Origin of the sequence: Labilibaculum manganireducens (assembly GCF_963665805.2) — a bacterium.
Classification (GTDB): domain Bacteria; phylum Bacteroidota; class Bacteroidia; order Bacteroidales; family Marinifilaceae; genus Labilibaculum; species Labilibaculum manganireducens.
In genome coordinates, this window is record NZ_CAXXEE010000003.1 from 454,333 (window position 1) to 472,844 (window position 18,512).

An 18,512-nucleotide genomic window follows, 5' to 3' on the forward strand; every position below is an offset into this window, starting at 1 on the left:
TTCCCTTTTGCTGCAAGTCTTTCCTTGAGACGGAAAAAAATGAAAAAAAGACAGTTTTATCTTCATTTAACTAAATATTGTAATTGTCAGTAATTCAGATGTTTAAATTAATTTAAAATTCATTTTCAATCACCATACTCAAAATATCTTTTAAATCTATATTCATAGCAGCAACTTGTTGGGGTATAAAACTAGTTGCTGTCATTCCAGGAATAGTATTCGCTTCTAAAATGAAAATTTCATCTTTTCGAAGCATGTAATCAACCCGAACAATCCCTTTACATTTTAAAGCGTCATAAATTTCCGAAGATAAATTCTGTATTTGAAGAGTTAGCTCTTCTGAAATTCTCGCTGGTGTAATTTCATCAGCCATTGTGGGATCGTATTTGGCTTCGTAATCGAAGAATTCCTTTTTAGGCAATACCTCTGTTACTGGAAATACAAGGGATTCTTTTTTTGTCTTCACTAAACCACAGGTGAATTCCAATCCGTCTATAAATTCTTCGATGATAACTTCTTTTCCTTCACCAAAAGCTTTGGCAATGGCTTCATCCAGTTCATCAACTTTTTTAACTTTCGAAATGCCAAAACTAGAACCATCTGCATTTGGTTTCACAAAACAAGGCATGCCCAGATTTTCATTTATTGCTTGGGTCGAATAGTTTTGGTCTATTTTAAGAAGAATCGACTTGGCAACCTTAAAGCCCAACGATTTTAAGTAGGAATTACAAGCATGCTTATTAAAACTAAGCGAACTGCTAAAAACATCGCAGGTTGAATGGGGAACAGCAAGTAATTTTAAATATCCCTGCAAAATTCCATTTTCTCCGGGAGTTCCATGAATTCCAATATACGCGAAATCAAACTTTACCTTACCTTCTTCAGTGCTAAAACTAAAATCATTTTTATCGATCGGATAATATCGATCGTCGATTTTTACATTCCAATCTGGTCCTTTTAGTATTACTAAGTAAGGAGTGTATTTCTCAGCATCCAGACATGAGAAAATATGATTTGAAGTTTGCAGGGAGATTTCAAATTCAGCAGAATCTCCACCTGCAATTACAGCGATTGTTCTTTTCATTGGGTATATTATAGTTTTATTGCTCTTCTTCTTCCTCTATAGGTCTGTTAGAGGTGTAATCTCTCCATTTCTGGATTAAAGTGGCCATGTCATCAGGTATCTCCGAATCAAATGAGATATATTCTCCGGTTACCGGATGATTGAAGCCTAATGTTTTAGCATGTAAGGCTTGGCGCGGACAAATTTTAAAACAGTTCTGAACAAATTGTTTGTACTTGGTAAAGGTGGTTCCTTTTCTGATATCATCTCCTCCGTATTCAGCATCGTTGAATAGGGGATGACCAATACTTTTGAAGTGGGCACGGATTTGATGAGTTCTTCCGGTTTCTAAAACACATTCTACCAAATTTACATAGCCAAGTCTTTCCAAAACTCTGTAATGGGTTACAGCATGCTTTCCATGTTCACCATCAGGGAAAACATCCATAACTTTTCTGTTTTTAAGATTTCTTCCAACATGACCGGTTATTGTTCCTTTGTCGTTTTCAAGATTTCCCCAAACCAATGCTCTGTATTTACGGTCACTGGTTTTATTAAAAAACTGCAATCCCAGTTTGGTTTTAGCATCTTCGGTTTTGGCAATTACCAATATCCCGGATGTGTTTTTATCAATACGATGCACCAACCCCGGACGAGGATCTTTTGCATTAAATAAAGGGAGGTTTTGCAAATGAAAAGCCAAAGCATTAACCAATGTTCCCGAATAGTGCCCGTAGGAAGGATGTACAACCATTCCCGGCTCTTTATTAATGATTAAAAAAGCATCATCTTCATAAACAATATTTAAAGGAATATCCTGAGGAATAATTTCAATTTCTCTTGGCGGATAACTCAACACAACGGTGATTACATCCTTTGGTTTTACCTTGTAGTTACTCTTAACAGGTACACCGTTTACCAAAATGTTTCCATTGTCAGCAGCATCTTGAATTTTATTTCTCGATGAGTTTAACATTCGGTCAACTAAGAATTTGTCGATTCTAAGAGGATTTTGTCCAGGATCGGCTTCAAAACGAAAATGTTCGAATTGTTCCTGGTTTGCATCCAAATCTTCGTCAACATTGAAATTATCTATTGGTTCTTTTTCAGTCATTTTTTCAGTTGTTTTAGTAAAGCAAGTTGCTTAAACTTAGTTGCTGCAGAGAATCAGCGCGTTGTAGTTTTACCGAATCCCGTGTTAGCCAGATATCAATTTTAGAACCAGGTTGAATCCTTTGATCGTTATCAAAAGAAGGATATTGTTTCCAAACTTTGGATTGAATAGAATCAAAATGGCTGGTAATTGATTGATCGAATTGTATTTTTCCCAAATTCATATTGGATAGAATGATTTTTTCTTTTGCCTGAGATTTTGTTTTCCCAATTAAATTTGGAGCAATAGTTCCATTGTTATCCCCTTTTCCCAGAACTAAGTCTATGCTTGCGCCTTTATCAACCATACTGCCGGCAAATATTGTATCACCGTTGTATTTTGGAAATAGCACAAGGTTAAAAAATTGATTTTCGGCGTATTCTAATTTTCCAATCTGAAAACCATTGGTTATTAATAATTCATAGGCTTGCCGGAATGAATTATCGACCAAATTAGGGAAACGAACCTGTTCAGGTTTGTTGGCATTAATGGTTAAAAATAAACTTCTCTTTCTTTTAACAACCGCACCAGCTAAAGGTCTTTGGTCAAGAACCGTGCCCGGAGCAAATTTGGGATTGTATATAGAATCGTAGATAGAGAAAACCAATTGCTCAGTTTCCAGTTTATTTCCGGCTTCTTCAATACTCATACCATATAAATCCGGAACTTCAAGTTCTTCTCCGTGATGGGTGTACCATCTTAAACTAATTAGAGTGATCCAAATTAGAACTATTGTAATTAATAAAGCGATTCCAATCTGTATTAGAAATAGCTTACTCGTAAAGAAATTTACTGATTTCATCCTCATTAGGGGCTTTAGAATTCTTTATAAACAACTACCTGCAAAAGAAAATATTGCTTGAATTACTTTTCTTTTGCTTTCTACAAAAATAGCAGAGATTTTTTAGATTATAGAAAAAAATGGAGCAAACCGGAACTAATTATTTGATTTGAGATTAATCCATAAAAAAAGAGCTCCCTCGGAACTCCATCTTCATCAATAATAGAATATTGTCTATTCTATAAAATACAAAAAAGTAAAGAATATAGAATCCTTTACTTTCTGTATATCGTCAACTTAATTTAAAAATTAAGCCTTGTGTTTGTGTTCACTAGAAACAGATAGTTTTTTTCTGCCTTTGGCTCTTCTACGAGATAATACAGCTCTGCCGTTTGCTGAAGCCATTCTCTCTCTGAATCCGTGCTTGTTTCTTCTCTTTCTATTTGAAGGTTGAAATGTTCTTTTCATCGCGAAAAATTTTTATCGAATAAAGTTATTATATGCGTTGATTTCGGATTGCAAAAATAGGGTTTTTTTTAATCTAACAAAAAGATCAGCCCTTTTATTTTCACTAAATATCAAGATGTACTATTTTTTTTGTCTCAAAGAATTCCTCCGAGAAATAATTTGAGCATTCGTAAACACTGATTCTGCTTCCATATTCGGAGATTTCATCATCAAAATCACCACCCTTTAAATAAATAATTCCATTGGGTAAACTATTTTGATCTTTCACCTTACTATTTTTAAGAACCATGTTTACAAATTTTGGAAATGCCGTAACAGCTCTGCTTACAATAAAGTCAAATTTATCTTTAACCTGTTGTACGCGAATGTGTTCGGATTTTACATTTTCCAGATTTAGTGCATTCGCAACTTCGGTTACAACTTTTATTTTTTTCCCGATCGAGTCGATTAAATAAAAACTGCATTCTGGAAATAAAATAGCCAGTGGAATTCCTGGAAAACCACCACCCGTTCCAACATCCATTATCTTTGTGCCGGGAGTAAACTGAATCACCTTAGCTATTGCTAAAGAATGTAAAACGTGATGTTCATAGAGTGAATCCATATCTTTTCTGGAAATAACATTAATTTGCTCATTCCAAAAAGTGTATAATTCTTTTAATCTGAAGAATTTTTGTTCCTGTTCTTTAGTTAAATTGGGAAAGTATTTTTTGATGATTTCCATGCCAAATGTAAATTTAAACTTGGCAAATATAGGCTAAATTTTGAAGATGCGAATGAAAAAGAAGTGAGGATGCTGTTTAGTCTTTTTTCTTATCAATCTTTATCTCAGTATCTTTTAGAGTGTTAAAAAGTAATTCCCGTGCTCGAAATAATTGTGCTTTTACAGTGCCAATAGGCAGATTTAATTCTTTTGCAATTTCCTCATAGGAAAATTCTTCAAAATAGCGCAACTCTATTAGCCTTCGGTAGCGTTCTTTTAAACGACCTACCTCACTGCGCATTATTCGGGCTTTCTGATCCCTAATAAATTCTTGTTCAGGGTTTAGCGTGTTGGATTCCAAAGATATACTTCTCTCGTTTTCAGAGTCATCTTTCCCATCAATAGAAATAGTATTGCCTTTCTTTTTTCGGAGAAAATCAATACAGTTATTGGAAGCAATTTTGAACAGCCAGGTGCTAAATGCATATTTTGGAGAATACTGTTTGATGTTTCTGAATGCTTTCCCAAATGCTTCAAACGTTAAATCTTCTGCATCATTTTTGTTGTTCACCATTTTTAGCAACATGAAGAAGATCGCGTCTTTGTATCTTTTGAAAAGCTCCTCATATGCTTTTTGAGTACCATTAATAGCAGATAAAACAAGCCTGTAGTCGTATTGAGCTTTTTCCGAGAGGTTAGGATTTATTTCCATTGGTTGCTTTTACTGAGAATGAAATTTGTAGACAAAAAATATATTTTTGAAAATAACACAAAAATCTCATATAAGTACGAAGATAAAAATAAATTTTCTTCCTTCAAATGCCTGGTACTTATTTTAAATAAGCTCCCAATTAGTATTATTCTTGTTAAATATATAATTGCAGTGAAAAAGTATAAGTGTGTGAAGAGTAACGCGTAAATACTGATACTGTAAAAGATCATTTTGCTTATTGGTTCTAAGTCAATAAGTAAACGAATTTTGAAGGGAAGGTATTTTCTGCATTTGTAATAATGTCTGTTGATTCTGATCCATTGGTCAAAAGCACAAATTGAAGACAGGTTAATTTTGGCCTCGGGCTGAAGACACACAGATGCTCCGGAAAGTTTAGCAAGTTGAAAAACCATTAGGTGATCATATCCAGCCTCAAAGTGGGAATGCTTCACAAAACCTTTGTTTGCAAAGAAATCGGATTTTTTATATCCCAAATTATCACCATTTCCGGAATGAGCGTTTCCTGAAGAAGCAAAACCAGCACTTTTGATATTTTTTGAGAGTAAATCGAATTTCAGAAAATTATAAAAAAAGCCTTTTTTGTTCTCAAAATTAGCATAGCCTATGTGTACTCCTTTGTCCCATGAGTCTACGAATTCCTGCAGCCATTTGCAGCTTGAGGGTTTACTATGGATATTGGTGAAAATTATTTTTTCATTCTTAGCTGCTTTAATCCCAATACTTAAGGCCAGCTTTTTGTTGTGTTGAAATTTATTATCCAAAGGTATTTTTGTAGAGCGAAGATGAGGGTATCTTTTCTGAAACTCTGTAATTATCGTCTCGGTTTCATCTTCACTACCATCATTAACCAAAATTAACTCAAAGTCGGGATACTCCTGTTCCAGGAATAGTGAAAGATTTTCTTGTAAATAACATTCCTCATTTTTCACGCATATAACAATAGAAACAGGTTCTGTTTTTATGTTGTGATTGGTTTTTTTCTCTTTTTTGAATAATTGGATGTACCGAAGTTGATATAACATCTGTATGCAAAAAGCAACCAAGAGAACAATGAGGATAGCCCATTGATTAAAAGAAGTCGGCAGAGTAATTATTGTTTCCAAATTCAGGCATGTTTATGTGCCTCAAAAATAAGAGATTCTTATCGATAAAAAAATTTTGATATGCAGATTGATTTATGTTAGCAAAGATGACTTGTCTATGTGTCTGATATTCTAGCTTTAGGGATTGTCAGTTTACCTTCGGACAAGGGAAGTGATTCAGAAATAAGATTAATTAGTATCTTTGCTGCCTGATTTTTTTACGAATTGGTTGAGATACCTGATTGTAAGTAAATATAAATAGGTCATATGGATTTTAAATTACTGAATACAGATACTAAGTCTTCGGCGAGGACAGGGGAGTTAACTACGGATCATGGGAAAATTCAAACGCCCATTTTTATGCCGGTAGGAACACTTGGTTCTGTAAAAGGTGTACATCAGAGAGAGTTAAGAGATGATATTAATGCCGAAATTATTTTAGGTAATACCTATCATTTGTATTTGCGTCCAGGTTTGGATGTGCTGGAGAAGGCGGGTGGTTTGCATAAGTTTAATGGTTGGGATCGGCCTATTTTAACAGATAGTGGTGGATTTCAGGTGTTTTCTTTGGCTGAAAACAGGAAGTTATCAGAGGAAGGTGCAATGTTCCGTTCACACATTGACGGCTCGAAGCATTTCTTTACTCCGGAAAATGTAATGGATATCCAAAGAACCATTGGTGCTGATATTATTATGGCATTTGATGAATGTCCTCCCGGAACATCTACTTATGAGTATGCAAAAACTTCACTTGAGCTTACTCAAAGATGGTTAGAGCGTTGTGTGAAAAGATTTGATGAAACAGAATCAAAATATGGTTATTCGCAAACTTTATTTCCGATAATACAAGGTTGTGTTTACAACGATTTGCGGATTAAAGCAGCTGAACATGCAGCATCTCTAAATCGGGAAGGGTATGCAATTGGAGGTTTGGCAGTTGGTGAGCCCGTCGAGGATATGTATTCGATGATAGAGGTTGTTAATCAGATTCTGCCTAAAGATAAACCGAGATATTTGATGGGAGTTGGAACTCCTGTTAATATATTGGAAGCCATTTCGAGAGGTGTTGATATGTTTGATTGTGTAATGCCTACCAGAAATGGAAGAAATGGTATGATTTTCACAAGTGAAGGAATTATCAATATTAAAAACAAGAAATGGCATGATGATTTTTCACCAATAGATCCTAATGGAACATCATATGTGGATCAGGCCTATTCAAAAGCTTACGTTCGGCATTTGATTCATTCGGGGGAGTTGTTGGGTTCTCAAATTTGCAGTATTCACAATCTGGCTTTTTATTTGTGGCTGGTACGCGAAGCAAGAGAGCATATTAATGCAGGAACTTTTGCATCATGGAAAGAAATCATGGTTAAAAAATTAGCTGCCCGTTTATAACTGTTAAAAAAGCTTACAATAGATTCTGCTCGATTGGTAATTGAAGAATAAGTTATACTTTTATTCCGAAATTTGTTATTCTGCAATTTTCGGGAAATAAGGAATTTAAAATTCAGGTTTTGAGAAAATTAGATTTATACATTATCCGAAAGTTTTTGGGAACTTTCTTTTTCGCTATTGTTCTGATAATAAGTATTTCGGTTATTTTCGATTTTTCGGAACATATCGATGAATACATCGATAAGGAAGCTCCTCTAAGGGCAATCATCTTCGATTATTATTTAAATTTTATTCCCTATTTCGCCAATCTTTTTAGTGCGTTGTTTACTTTTATTGCCGTAATTTACTTTACCTCTAAAATGGCTTATGATACTGAAATAATTGCCATTTTAAGCAGTGGGGTAAGCTTTCGCAGATTGATGTATCCTTACTTTATTTCAGCACTAATTATTGGAATATTTTCGTTTCTTCTAAGTAATTATATAATTCCTCCAGCGAATCAAAAAAGGCTGAATTTTACAGCGACCTATATCAGTAAGCAATTCAGAAATAACGAACGTAATATTCACAGGCAAATAGAGCCGGGTGTCTTTATTTACATGATTAATTACGAAACAGCCAGTAATACAGGATATAAGTTCGCGTTGGAGAAATTCGAAGGAAAGGAGCTGGTCTCTAAGTTGACATCCAGATCGATTCGGTGGAGTAAGGAGAAAAATAAATGGACTATAAATGATTATTTTATTCGAAGAATAGATGGGGATAAAGAATCATTTGAAAACGGAAGGACGAAGGATACAACTTTTAATTTTGGACCGGAAGAGTTTGGCTCTAAAAAAAATATTGTTGAGGCAATGAATTTGCCTCAATTGAACGCATACATTGAACAACAGTCCATGCGGGGTGACAGCAATATTGAAGCTTATAAGATTGAGAAATACAAGAGAATGGCGAATCCGTTTTCGACTTTTATTCTTACGCTTATTGGTGTATCACTTGCATCACGCAAAATTCGTGGAGGAATGGGTTTGCATTTAGGGATTGGACTACTGTTAAGTTTTTCATTTATACTTTTTATGCAGATATCTATCGTATTTGCAACAAACGGAAGTATGAATCCAATACTTGCTGTTTGGTTGCCTAATATTGTTTTTTCATTCATAGCGGTATATTTGTATCGAATCGCGCCAAAATAGAAAAAATCTAAATAGTTTTTTGTGAATTGATTTGATTATCAAGCTAAAGAGCTTATTTTATATGTGGCTAAATATGGGGTGGAGTTGAGTAGAGTTTTTTTCTACCCTAAAATTTAGTAATGTTGTATCTTGGAATTTCATGAACTGATGAAATTCAACATATATATGAAAGTATATATTTTCTAACTAAATGTACAAATTATGTCATTGAAACGAAACATTCTTGATCTTAGAAAGAGAAAAGAAAAAGTGCTTCAAGGTGGCGGTGAAAAAGCCATTCAGAAGCAAGTTGCGATGGGGAAATTGACTGCCAGAGAAAGAGTAACATCTATTTTAGATGAAGATTCTTTTCATGAATACGATATGTTTGTTGAGCACGAAGCTCGCGACTTTGGTATGGAAAAGAAAGAACTTCACGGTGATGGTGTTATCATTGGTACCGGTACTATTTATGGTGAGCCGGTGTGTATTTTCGCACAGGATTTTACCGTAGCCGGAGGTTCTCTAGGTCTGATGCATGCACGTAAAATTACGAAAATCATGGATCATGCATTAAAAATGCGTGTGCCATTGATTGGTATTAATGATTCGGGGGGAGCCCGTATTCAGGAAGGTGTTAATTCACTGGCAGGATATGGTGAAATCTTTTTCCGAAACACTCTTGCATCCGGAGTAATTCCTCAATTGTCAATAATTCTTGGTCCTTGTGCCGGAGGAGCTGTTTATTCTCCTGCACTTACCGATTTTGTGTTTGTGGTAGAGAACATTTCTAAAATGTTCATTACTGGTCCTGAGGTAATAAAAACAGTTTTGGGTGAGGAAATCACGATGGAAGAACTGGGTGGTGCTAAAGTTCATAGCGAAATAACTGGTAATGCTCATTTTTATGCTCTTAGCGAATACGAATGCTTCGAACAAATTAAGAAGCTGTTAACTTTCATTCCATGGAATAATACTAAAAAAGCTAAGGCATTTCCTCCTAAGCCACCAAGACCAGAATACAAAATTGAAGAAATTGTTCCTTCTGATCCTACTCAGCCATATGATATCCGAAACGTAATCAAATCTGTTGTCGATGATTCTGATTTCTTCGAAAGTATGGAGAATTTTGCACGAAACATTGTAGTTGGTTTCGGTAGGATGAATGGTGAAACTGTTGGTTTTGTTGCTAATCAGCCATTAGTGCTGGCGGGTGTATTGGATTGTGATTCATCAGATAAGGCAGCACGTTTTATTCGTTACTGTAATGCTTTTAATATTCCAATTGTTACTCTTGAGGATATGCCGGGTTATTTACCAGGTGTAGATCAAGAGCATATGGGTGTTATTCGTCACGGAGCTAAGATTCTTTATGCGTACAGTGAAGCTACAGTACCTAAAATTACTGTAATCATCCGTAAAGCCTACGGTGGAGGTTATATTGCAATGAACTCCCGCCATATGAAGGCTGATTTCATGTTCGCATGGCCAAATGCCGAAATTGCTGTTATGGGACCTGATGGAGCCGCTAACATTATCTTTAAAAAGGAGATTATGGCAGCAGCCGATCCTGAAGCTATGAGAAAAGAAAAAGTAGCTGAATACAGAGAGAAGTTTGCTAATCCTTATGTTGCGGCAGCTAAAGGTTATATCGATACAGTTATTGAACCACAGGAAACACGTAACATGTTGTTGCATTCAATTGAGGTTTCAAGTAACAAAGTTGATAGCAGACCTGCGAAAAAACACGGTATTCCTCCATTCTAAAAAGTATTCGACATGGGAAATTTAAAAGAATTCAACGTTGATGGTACTGTTTATACAACAGAACTAACCAAAAAGTTTGAGAATAGAAAGCCTTGGGTTAGACCTAATCCGAAGCATATTAATTCATTCATTCCAGGTACAATTGTTGAGATTTTAGTTAAAGAAGGGCAGGAAGTTAAAGAAGGTGAAAACCTGATGATTCTTGAAGCTATGAAGATGAAGAATCAGATTAAAATGCCTTTTGATGGTAAAATTGCCAAGGTTTATGTAACTGAAGGAGAAAAGGTTCCCAACAGATTATTAATGGTGGAAATTGAGTAATCTTTCTGAACTGAAATAAAAATGAGCCTGTTCGTTATGAACAGGCTCATTCTGTTTTAAGGTTTTTACAGTCTGCTTTTCCAGCAGAAACATTCACTCCATATTTCAGGGCACTCGGGTTCATCTTTAAAAATTCCGAATAATGAAGAGCCACTGCCCGACATTGAAGCATAAACTGCGCCCATGTTGTATAAATCATTTTTAATGTTTCCTAATTTGGGATGATTTGGAAATATGCTGTTTTCAAAATCATTAAAAATTAAGTTTTTCCAGTTTTGGATGGGTTCAGTTATAAGTTCTTTTAATGATTTGTTGGGTTGCGAAGGTGTAACTCTCGAATAAGCTTCGGGTGTGCTGATGTGGATGTTTGGCTTTACCAGAAGGATGTGATACCCGGAAAGGTCAATATGTATCTCTGAGAAAATATCTCCTTTCCCTTCTGCAAAAACAGGTTTGTTGGCAATAAAAAAAGGACAGTCGCTGCCAAGTTGTCCTGCCAATTTTTCCATCTCGTTAAATGAAAGTCCTAGTTTGTATTGTTCATTCAACATTTTTATCATGAAAGCAGCATCCGAAGATCCTCCTCCTAATCCTGCACCAAATGGAATATTTTTGTGCAGATGAATATTGGTTGAAGGGATATTGCATTTCCTGTAAAGCAAGTCAAATGCTTTGCAGACAATGTTATCCTTATCGTCTATTTTTATAGGAATGCCTGATGAACTGAAGTTGTAGATTGTTTCTTTGTTCGAATCGGCAATTTCCAAACCATCTGTAAGAGGAATGGGGTAAAATATAGTTTCTATGTTGTGAAATCCGTCAGATCTTTTTTCAACGATATTTAAGCCGATATTGATTTTAGCATTTGGGAAGCGAAGCACAAGTAATAAGTTTTATGATTGAATGGTAAAAATACTTGATTTATAAGAGCAAAAAAAATCAATTTGTAGTATTTTTATTTTCTATCTTTGACACTGCATTCTATATTTTTTTTAGAATTTTTTTTGAGCTTGAAAAAGTGCTTAGTATGCTGATTTTAAAGGAAAAGTAAACTGTTAGAATTTAATATTTTATGGCTGGGGCAAATAAATATAACAATCAACCGAAGAACAAAGTAGATCTTGATTATGGGAAAGTTCCTCCGCAGGCATTAGAGCTTGAGGAAGCTGTTCTGGGAGCATTGATGCTTGAAAAAGATGCAATGATTTCGGTTGGGGATATTTTAAATGCTGATTCCTTTTACAAGGATGCTCACCAAAAAATATACAAAGCTATACTATCACTTTCAATTAACGAGGAACCTGTTGATATCCTAACGGTTACTGAAGAGTTAAAACGACATGGCAATTTAGATGCTGTGGGTGGGCCTTTTTACATTACCCAACTTACAAATAGGGTTGCATCGGCAGCTCACATCGAATTTCATGCACGTATTATTGCTCAAAAGTTTATTCAGCGCGAATTAATTCGGGTTTCATCCGAAATTCAGACTCAGGCTTTTGATGAGAGTGTTGATGTTGCTGATTTGCTGGACAGGGCACAGCAAGATGTTTTTGAGATTGCAGAGGGAAATATCAAAAAAGAATCCTCGCATATTCGTCCACTGGCTGATGAGGTAATCAACCAAATTGTGGAAGCAGGGAAACGAACCGATGGTTTAAGTGGTGTCCCTTCCGGTTTTACTGCATTGGATAGAATTACATCCGGATGGCAAAAATCTGATTTGGTAATTATTGCGGCTCGTCCTTCTATGGGAAAAACAGCATTCGTGTTGTCGATGGCCCGGAATATGGCGGTTGACCACAAAGCACCAATAGCCATTTTCTCACTCGAGATGGGTGGTGATCAGTTGGTGAAACGTTTAATATCAAGCGAAACAGAATTAGGTTCTGAAAAGTTGAGAAGCGGGCGTTTGGAAGATTTTGAATGGGAACAATTACATGTTAAAATTAAAGATCTGGTTGAAGCCCCAATATATGTGGATGACACACCTGGTTTGTCAATTTATGAGCTGCGATCCAAATGTCGCCGTTTAAAGGCGAAACATGATATTAGTTGTATTGTGATTGACTATTTGCAGTTGATGACAGCTGGTTCTGATATGCGTGGCAATCGTGAGCAGGAGGTGAGTTTAATATCACGGCAATTAAAGATCATCGCAAAGGAATTAAACGTTCCGGTAATTGCTCTTTCTCAGTTGAATCGTGGTGTTGAACAAAGAACAGGGGATGCAAAAAAACCAATGCTTTCCGATTTGCGTGAATCGGGTGCAATTGAGCAGGATGCCGATATGGTGTTGTTTATTCACCGTCCGGAAAGATATGGAATAACTGAGGATGCTGAAGGAAATTCATTAATTGGTATTGCAGATATTATTATTGCGAAACACCGTAATGGTGCTGTCGGAGAAATACAGCTTCGTTTCCGTAACCAGTTGGCCCGATTTACCGATTTGGAAGGTGAATCATTAAACCCATTTGTTACGCCGGGTTTAGAGGATGTGAAAACATTCAGTTCCAGCATGAATCAGGAATCTTCCGGCTTTGATGATTTTAGTGCAGGATTTGGTGGGGGCAGCGATTTTGATGATGCTGCACCATTTTAATGACCTTATGAAACGTCTTCTCAAATAGAATGTGTTATTTTGTTTTTATGATAGAAGATAGATTGTTCCCGAAAATATTTTTTCGAAAAATAGTTATTTTACTGTTTTTCGCCTTATCTGCATATACATCCTTTTCTGCAAGTTTATTAATTCAGATGGATGATACTCAGAAGAATCATCTTAAAGCCTATGGTATTGCTTTTTGGACTCTGGAAAAGGATTATCAGATTCATTGGTTGCTAAATTATCGAGGAGGATCTTTTTTGCTTCCTTTCCAGAAAGAAATTCAGGATGAGTGTCAGATTCGAGGTGTCAGTTTTTCTGTTCTCAGCGATGTTTCTGCTCAGCAAATATTGACTGAGATTGCGAGCGATGAGTTGAATATGGATGCCGTTAAGTTGGAAAAACCGCCTTTGATTGCAGTTTATTCGCCAAAGGGGAAAAAACCTTGGGATGATGCAGTAACCCTGGCACTTAGCTACGCCGAAATTCCTTACGATATTATTTATGATGATGAGGTGATGACCGGGAAACTGTCGAAATATGATTGGCTGCATTTGCATCATGAAGATTTTACAGGGCAGTTTGGTAAATTTTATACCTCATACCGAAATATGAAATGGTATAAAGATGAGGTACAGTCCAATATGGAGATGGCTAACCGATATGGTTTCTCGAAAGTTTCCGATTTAAAAAAAGCAATTTCTGTTAAAATAAGAAATTTTGTAGAGGTTGGTGGATTTTTATTTGCAATGTGTTCTGCTACTGACACTTTTGATATAGCACTGGCATCGGGAGAACATGATATTTGTGATGCTGTGTTCGATGGAGATCCTATTGAGCCGGATGTTCAGTCTCAACTGGATTTTTCAAAGACATTTGCCTTTCAGAATTTTACGCTTGAAAGAAATCCTACTGTATATGAGTTTTCGGATATTGACGTGACTTTAACCAGGAAACTAAGGCAGGAGGAAGATTATTTTTCTTTGTTTGAGTTTTCTGCAAAATGGGATCCGGTACCAACCATGTTGTGCCAGAATCATAAGAATTTGATAAAAGGTTTTATGGGACAAACCACTGCTTTTAAGTTGGAGTTGATAAAACCAAGTGTACTTATAATGGGAGAAAATAAAGCTGCTGGTGAGGCGCGATACATTCATGGAAATTTTGGGAAAGGAACCTGGACTTTTTATGGGGGACACGATCCTGAAGATTACCAGCATTTAGTTGGGGATCCGCCTACTGACCTTAATTTGAAAAAGAATTCGGCCGGTTACCGCTTAATACTAAATAATGTACTATTTCCTGCTGCTAAAAAGAAGAAACGTAAAACGTAAAGAGAGTCGAAAGGTCCAAAAATCAAATGTTTTCGACTCATGTTCCTTGTCCTTTGGTTTGTTTTCTTTCTCTGTGTTCCTTTGTGTCCTCTGTGGTGGAAGGTATTTTGTGCTACTCCGTAGTCCGTTATTCTTGGTACTAGTCCCTAGGTTTTACTTTTATTTTCTTTAAACTTTCTCAGAATTCGGCCGGTTACCGCTTAATACTAAATAATGTACTATTTCCTGTTGCTAAAAAGAAGAAACGTAAAACGTAAAGAGAGTCGAAAAGTCTCGAAAGGTCAAATAGTCGAAAAGTCGAAAGGTCCAAAAATCAAATGTTTTCGACTCATGTTCCTTGTCCTTTGGTTTGTTTTCTTTCTCTGTGTTCCTTTGTGTCCTCTGTGGTGGAAGGTATTTTGTGCTACTCCGTAGTCTGTTATTCTTGGTACTAGTCCCTAGGTTTTACTTTTATTTTCTTTAAACTTTCTCCGTGGTACTTGTTTTCTCCTTGTCCCTTGACACTTTTTACAGAATTTAGGGCAAAAGAAAAGGCTGCGTCCCCTAAACGCAGCCTTCGTATTTCAACATCGGTTATATACCAGTTTCAATATATTATTAACCATTTGTAATCTATTAACCTTAGTAACTTCACTAACCCTTTAGAAGTATTTATGAATGTCACAGTACAAACCGATGTTGGCAGCAAAACTTGTTTGCATATCAGGTTTTGCTGATTACCTCTGCAAATATAAATGATATTTGCTTACTATTGATCTGTTAAGTGGTCTTTTTTATTGTGAATTGTTGAAGAACATTAAAATTTGATTGCAGATTGTAATGTAAATATGTTGGTTAGCATATTACAGTATCCTTTTGATTTCTAATAAATCATTAATCTCAAATGTTGGCTCGTCTTTGTGATTGATTTTGTGTGGGTTAAAATAAATTTGATCCATTTGGACTTTTTTTGCACCGGCAATGTCTGTAGAAAGATCATCCCCGATCATTATGCTGTTCTTTGCACAAGCGCCGGCCATCTTAAACGCATATTCAAATATTTGCTGAGTTGGTTTATTGGCACCAGCATCTTCCGAAGTTATTACTTCCATGAAATAACTGTCTAGTTTTGAATTTTTTAGTTTCTTAGCCTGCACTTCAATAAAACCATTGGTGATAATATACAATTGGTATCCTTTGTTTTTTAAATATTCAAGAATCTGATGCGAATTTGGGAAGGTAGCCGTTTGTAAAGGACTAATTTCGATAAAATCATTTGCAATCTCTTTTGCCAAAACCAAATCATCAAGTCCTGCTTCTTTTAATGTCAGGTAAAATCTTCGGTACATCAAATCCTCTTTTTTTATTCTGTTTTGATAATAGGCATTCCACAATTTGCCGTTATGATATTCATATCGTGATTTGAAAAACAGGAAACTTCCAAATATTGATTGCAATTGGTAATCCCTAAAGAGCAGATTTAGGCTTGCCTCGGAATTTTTATTGAAATCCCAAAGGGTGCGGTCAAGGTCGAAAAAAATATGTTGGTACTTTAAATTTGTCATTGCAGTAGGTGGTTGATTCTGTATTTTACAGGATAAAAGTAAACAAAAGTGGTAGTTTTGCGTACTATGCTTAAGTTTTTAGTCCCAAAATGAGTTTACCATCTGTCTTTAACTGTAAAATATGTACTCTACAAAAATACTCTTTATTAAATTCTCAATACTTTTTATTATTTATTTATGTACAAGTGCAGGACTTAGTGCACAAGAAGTTACTTTGGCTGAATATCGGTTTACTACAAATGGAGATTTGAGTGCGGAATCAGGTGCTATTGGTGCTCCAAATCTTAGTACGGATGGCAATCTATATTTTTCGGCTAATTATGGGAATTCTAAGTCTTCTCTTTATACTGATGTTGATGGACAAAGGCTTGAATTAAGTATTTCAACTGTTGGTTATAAGGATATTAAAGTGGAGTGGGATGGTGGTTATTGGTATGGGAATACCAATAAAACTCATCAATGGTTACTTTCAGCAGATAGTGGTGCTGGCTATGGTGGAACTTTGTATACTCAAAATTGTCAATATAATCAATGGGAACAAGTATCATATTCTTTGAGTAGTGGATTTGATAACAATTCCAGTGTGAAAATTAGGATTACGTCTAATGTTAGCAATAGTAGGTATGTGTATCTGGATAACTTAAAAGTTAAGGGTACGCTATTGGCTCCGGACACAGAGGCTCCCGTTTTTCAAAATCCTCAACCAAATATTACAGTTAATGCATCGGGAAGTGATTGTGGCGAGATTGTTAATTATGATATTCCTCAAGCTACTGATAATTTTCCTGCTTTTTCAGGAACTCTTCCTGGATTCACCTATTTGGGAGAACTGTATAATCATACTTATTACTATTCAAATGCCAGTGAAAATGCCACTACAGCAATACAAAATGCCATTAACAGCGGAGGTCATTTAGTTACAATTACCAGTCAAGCTGAGAATGATTTTATAGATAGTAAAGTTGGAGATATTTGGATTGGTTTGACTGATGCTGCAACTGAAGGAATATTTGTATGGGGAAACGGGGAGCCTGTAACTTACTTGAATTGGAGAGGGGGAGAACCAAATAATTCAGGAAATGAAGATTATACTCAAATGTATGATAATGGAGAATGGAATGACCTTCCTGATACTTACTGGAAGCGTTATGTTGTTGAATTTGAAGGTGCTTTAGTCACTCAGACGGGTGGTTTGCCATCTGGGGCATTGTTTCCTGTAGGGACTACAGTTAATACATTTACTGCGACAGATAATGCGGGCAATACAGCAACACATAGTTTTAATGTTACAGTTGTTGATGTTACTCCTCCAAAAATCTCACAATTGCAGGCAGATTATTATGATGGGAAAAATTTCGATACGTTCATGGAAACTTTACCCGTTGATGAAATAAATTATTCATGGGGATCTGGTGCACCAGAATCTTCGTTGGTAGGAAATGATAATTTTTCGATTCGCTTTCAAGGTAATATTCAAGCTGTTCAGGCAGGAACTTATACATTTTATACTACTTCTGATGATGGTGTGCGACTTTGGGTTGCGGGTCAGCAGGTTATTAATAATTGGACAAACCATAGCCCTACTGTTAATACAGGAACTATATCTTTATCTGCAGGACAAATTGTTCCAATCGTGCTCGAGTTTTATGAACAAGGTGGAGGAGCAGTTATTAAATTGGAGTGGCAGGGGCCAGGTGTTTCCCGACAATTTGTAAAAAGTAATAGTACTGGAACTTGTCAGGATATTACATTGGATCTTAGTGCAGCCGGTGGCTTGTATAATTTAACCGCAGATGAGGTTGATCCTGGTTATTCAGATGAATGTGGTATAGCTTCCAGAAGTTTGAGTAAGAGTGTTTTTACTTGTGATGATGCTGGAAGTAATTCAGTAACTTTTACGGTGGTTGATGTTAATGGCAATTCCTCGGAATGTATAATAGACGTTATAGTGACTGGTGTACCGGATATTAGCTTACCTGTTGTTGGCGATACGAAGTGTATTGGTGATGGTGCGCAACTTACTATACAAGGAAGCGAAAGTGGTGTTGTGTATTCCGCCTATAAAGGAGGAGTTCAAATTGGGAGTTCTGTTACAGGTAATGGTGCTGATGTTAGTATGAATATACCTACATTAGGTTTTTCTGTTGGGGATAATTTGATCAACATTAAAGCAGTGAGTGCTGTGTGTGAAGCGAACTTAACAAATACGGCGATTGTTGTAATTTATCAAAGTCCAAATCCAGAAGGCATTTATCATGAGTAAGTTGATAGGGGGAATTTGGTTTTTACGAAAAATTAAACAAAATTTCTTTTTTTACGTAAGCCATAGCAATTAAGAATAATTAATTATTTTTGAGCTCGACTATTTATTTGCCAGATATT

16 protein-coding genes are annotated in these 18,512 nt (G+C 35.9%); 7 read left to right on the top strand and 9 right to left on the bottom strand.

Features of this window, described 5'->3' with window-relative positions; all coding sequences use genetic code 11:
• Positions 1 to 112: 112 nt before the first annotated feature.
• From ACHZAX_RS01915 to ACHZAX_RS01945, 7 genes are all read right to left on the bottom strand, one after another.
• Positions 113 to 1,084 carry a D-alanine--D-alanine ligase gene (locus ACHZAX_RS01915; protein WP_320017821.1) on the bottom strand — a complete coding sequence of 324 codons (972 nt, stop codon included), beginning with the start codon at positions 1,082 to 1,084 and terminating at the stop codon, positions 113 to 115.
• A 16-nt stretch (positions 1,085 to 1,100) separates the two neighbouring features.
• Positions 1,101 to 2,177 (bottom strand): RluA family pseudouridine synthase, encoded by a 1,077-nt coding sequence (locus tag ACHZAX_RS01920; protein WP_320017822.1) that lies wholly within the window; start codon positions 2,175 to 2,177, stop codon positions 1,101 to 1,103.
• 13 nt (positions 2,178 to 2,190) lie between these two features.
• Positions 2,191 to 3,018 (bottom strand): PASTA domain-containing protein, encoded by an 828-nt coding sequence (locus tag ACHZAX_RS01925; RefSeq protein ID WP_180327375.1) that lies wholly within the window; start codon positions 3,016 to 3,018, stop codon positions 2,191 to 2,193.
• A gap of 288 nt (positions 3,019 to 3,306) precedes the next feature.
• A complete protein-coding gene (gene rpmH / locus ACHZAX_RS01930; RefSeq protein ID WP_096429514.1) occupies positions 3,307 to 3,465 on the bottom strand; it encodes a 50S ribosomal protein L34 in 159 nt (52 codons plus the stop codon).
• 103 nt (positions 3,466 to 3,568) lie between these two features.
• The gene (rsmG, locus tag ACHZAX_RS01935; RefSeq protein ID WP_320017823.1) at positions 3,569 to 4,189 is read right to left on the bottom strand and encodes a 16S rRNA (guanine(527)-N(7))-methyltransferase RsmG; all 621 of its coding nucleotides are present in this window, start codon (positions 4,187 to 4,189) and stop codon (positions 3,569 to 3,571) included.
• Positions 4,190 to 4,265: 76 nt separating this feature from the next.
• The gene (locus ACHZAX_RS01940) at positions 4,266 to 4,880 is read right to left on the bottom strand and encodes an RNA polymerase sigma factor (RefSeq protein ID WP_101311120.1); all 615 of its coding nucleotides are present in this window, start codon (positions 4,878 to 4,880) and stop codon (positions 4,266 to 4,268) included.
• Positions 4,871 to 6,004, bottom strand: coding sequence for a glycosyltransferase (locus tag ACHZAX_RS01945; RefSeq protein ID WP_320017824.1), 1,134 nt, complete (start codon positions 6,002 to 6,004; stop codon positions 4,871 to 4,873). Before ACHZAX_RS01945 ends, ACHZAX_RS01940 begins: the two co-directional genes overlap by 10 nt.
• A 246-nt stretch (positions 6,005 to 6,250) precedes the next feature.
• Between ACHZAX_RS01945 and tgt the strand changes: the two genes are divergently transcribed.
• The 4 genes from tgt (at position 6,251) to ACHZAX_RS01965 (ending at position 10,644) form a co-directional block, all read left to right on the top strand.
• The gene (tgt, locus tag ACHZAX_RS01950; RefSeq protein WP_124993242.1) at positions 6,251 to 7,381 is read left to right on the top strand and encodes a tRNA guanosine(34) transglycosylase Tgt; all 1,131 of its coding nucleotides are present in this window, start codon (positions 6,251 to 6,253) and stop codon (positions 7,379 to 7,381) included.
• A 119-nt stretch (positions 7,382 to 7,500) separates the two neighbouring features.
• Positions 7,501 to 8,577: an LptF/LptG family permease gene (locus tag ACHZAX_RS01955; RefSeq protein WP_101311117.1), complete on the top strand. Its 1,077-nt coding sequence runs from the start codon at positions 7,501 to 7,503 to the stop codon at positions 8,575 to 8,577.
• A gap of 201 nt (positions 8,578 to 8,778) precedes the next feature.
• The gene (locus ACHZAX_RS01960) at positions 8,779 to 10,323 is read left to right on the top strand and encodes an acyl-CoA carboxylase subunit beta (protein ID WP_101311116.1); all 1,545 of its coding nucleotides are present in this window, start codon (positions 8,779 to 8,781) and stop codon (positions 10,321 to 10,323) included.
• A 12-nt stretch (positions 10,324 to 10,335) separates the two neighbouring features.
• Entirely contained in the window at positions 10,336 to 10,644 is a 309-nt protein-coding gene (locus ACHZAX_RS01965) for a biotin/lipoyl-containing protein (protein ID WP_101311115.1), read from the top strand.
• A gap of 65 nt (positions 10,645 to 10,709) precedes the next feature.
• Here ACHZAX_RS01965 and ispE read toward each other — a convergent pair whose 3' ends face one another.
• The gene (gene ispE / locus ACHZAX_RS01970) at positions 10,710 to 11,525 is read right to left on the bottom strand and encodes a 4-(cytidine 5'-diphospho)-2-C-methyl-D-erythritol kinase (protein ID WP_320017825.1); all 816 of its coding nucleotides are present in this window, start codon (positions 11,523 to 11,525) and stop codon (positions 10,710 to 10,712) included.
• A 191-nt stretch (positions 11,526 to 11,716) separates the two neighbouring features.
• On the opposite strand from ispE, the gene dnaB reads away from it, so the two are divergent.
• Both dnaB and ACHZAX_RS01980 read left to right on the top strand, forming a co-directional pair.
• The gene (gene dnaB, locus ACHZAX_RS01975; RefSeq protein ID WP_320017826.1) at positions 11,717 to 13,249 is read left to right on the top strand and encodes a replicative DNA helicase; all 1,533 of its coding nucleotides are present in this window, start codon (positions 11,717 to 11,719) and stop codon (positions 13,247 to 13,249) included.
• Positions 13,250 to 13,296: 47 nt separating this feature from the next.
• Positions 13,297 to 14,586: a hypothetical protein gene (locus ACHZAX_RS01980; RefSeq protein WP_320017827.1), complete on the top strand. Its 1,290-nt coding sequence runs from the start codon at positions 13,297 to 13,299 to the stop codon at positions 14,584 to 14,586.
• Positions 14,587 to 15,428: 842 nt separating this feature from the next.
• Here the strand turns inward: ACHZAX_RS01980 and ACHZAX_RS01985 are convergent.
• Complete coding sequence (locus ACHZAX_RS01985; protein ID WP_320017828.1) at positions 15,429 to 16,130, bottom strand: YjjG family noncanonical pyrimidine nucleotidase; 702 nt, start codon at positions 16,128 to 16,130, stop codon at positions 15,429 to 15,431.
• 121 nt (positions 16,131 to 16,251) lie between these two features.
• Here ACHZAX_RS01985 and ACHZAX_RS01990 point away from each other — a divergent pair, with 121 nt between their 5' ends.
• Positions 16,252 to 18,393 (top strand): PA14 domain-containing protein, encoded by a 2,142-nt coding sequence (locus tag ACHZAX_RS01990; protein WP_320017829.1) that lies wholly within the window; start codon positions 16,252 to 16,254, stop codon positions 18,391 to 18,393.
• Positions 18,394 to 18,512 lie beyond the last annotated feature (119 nt).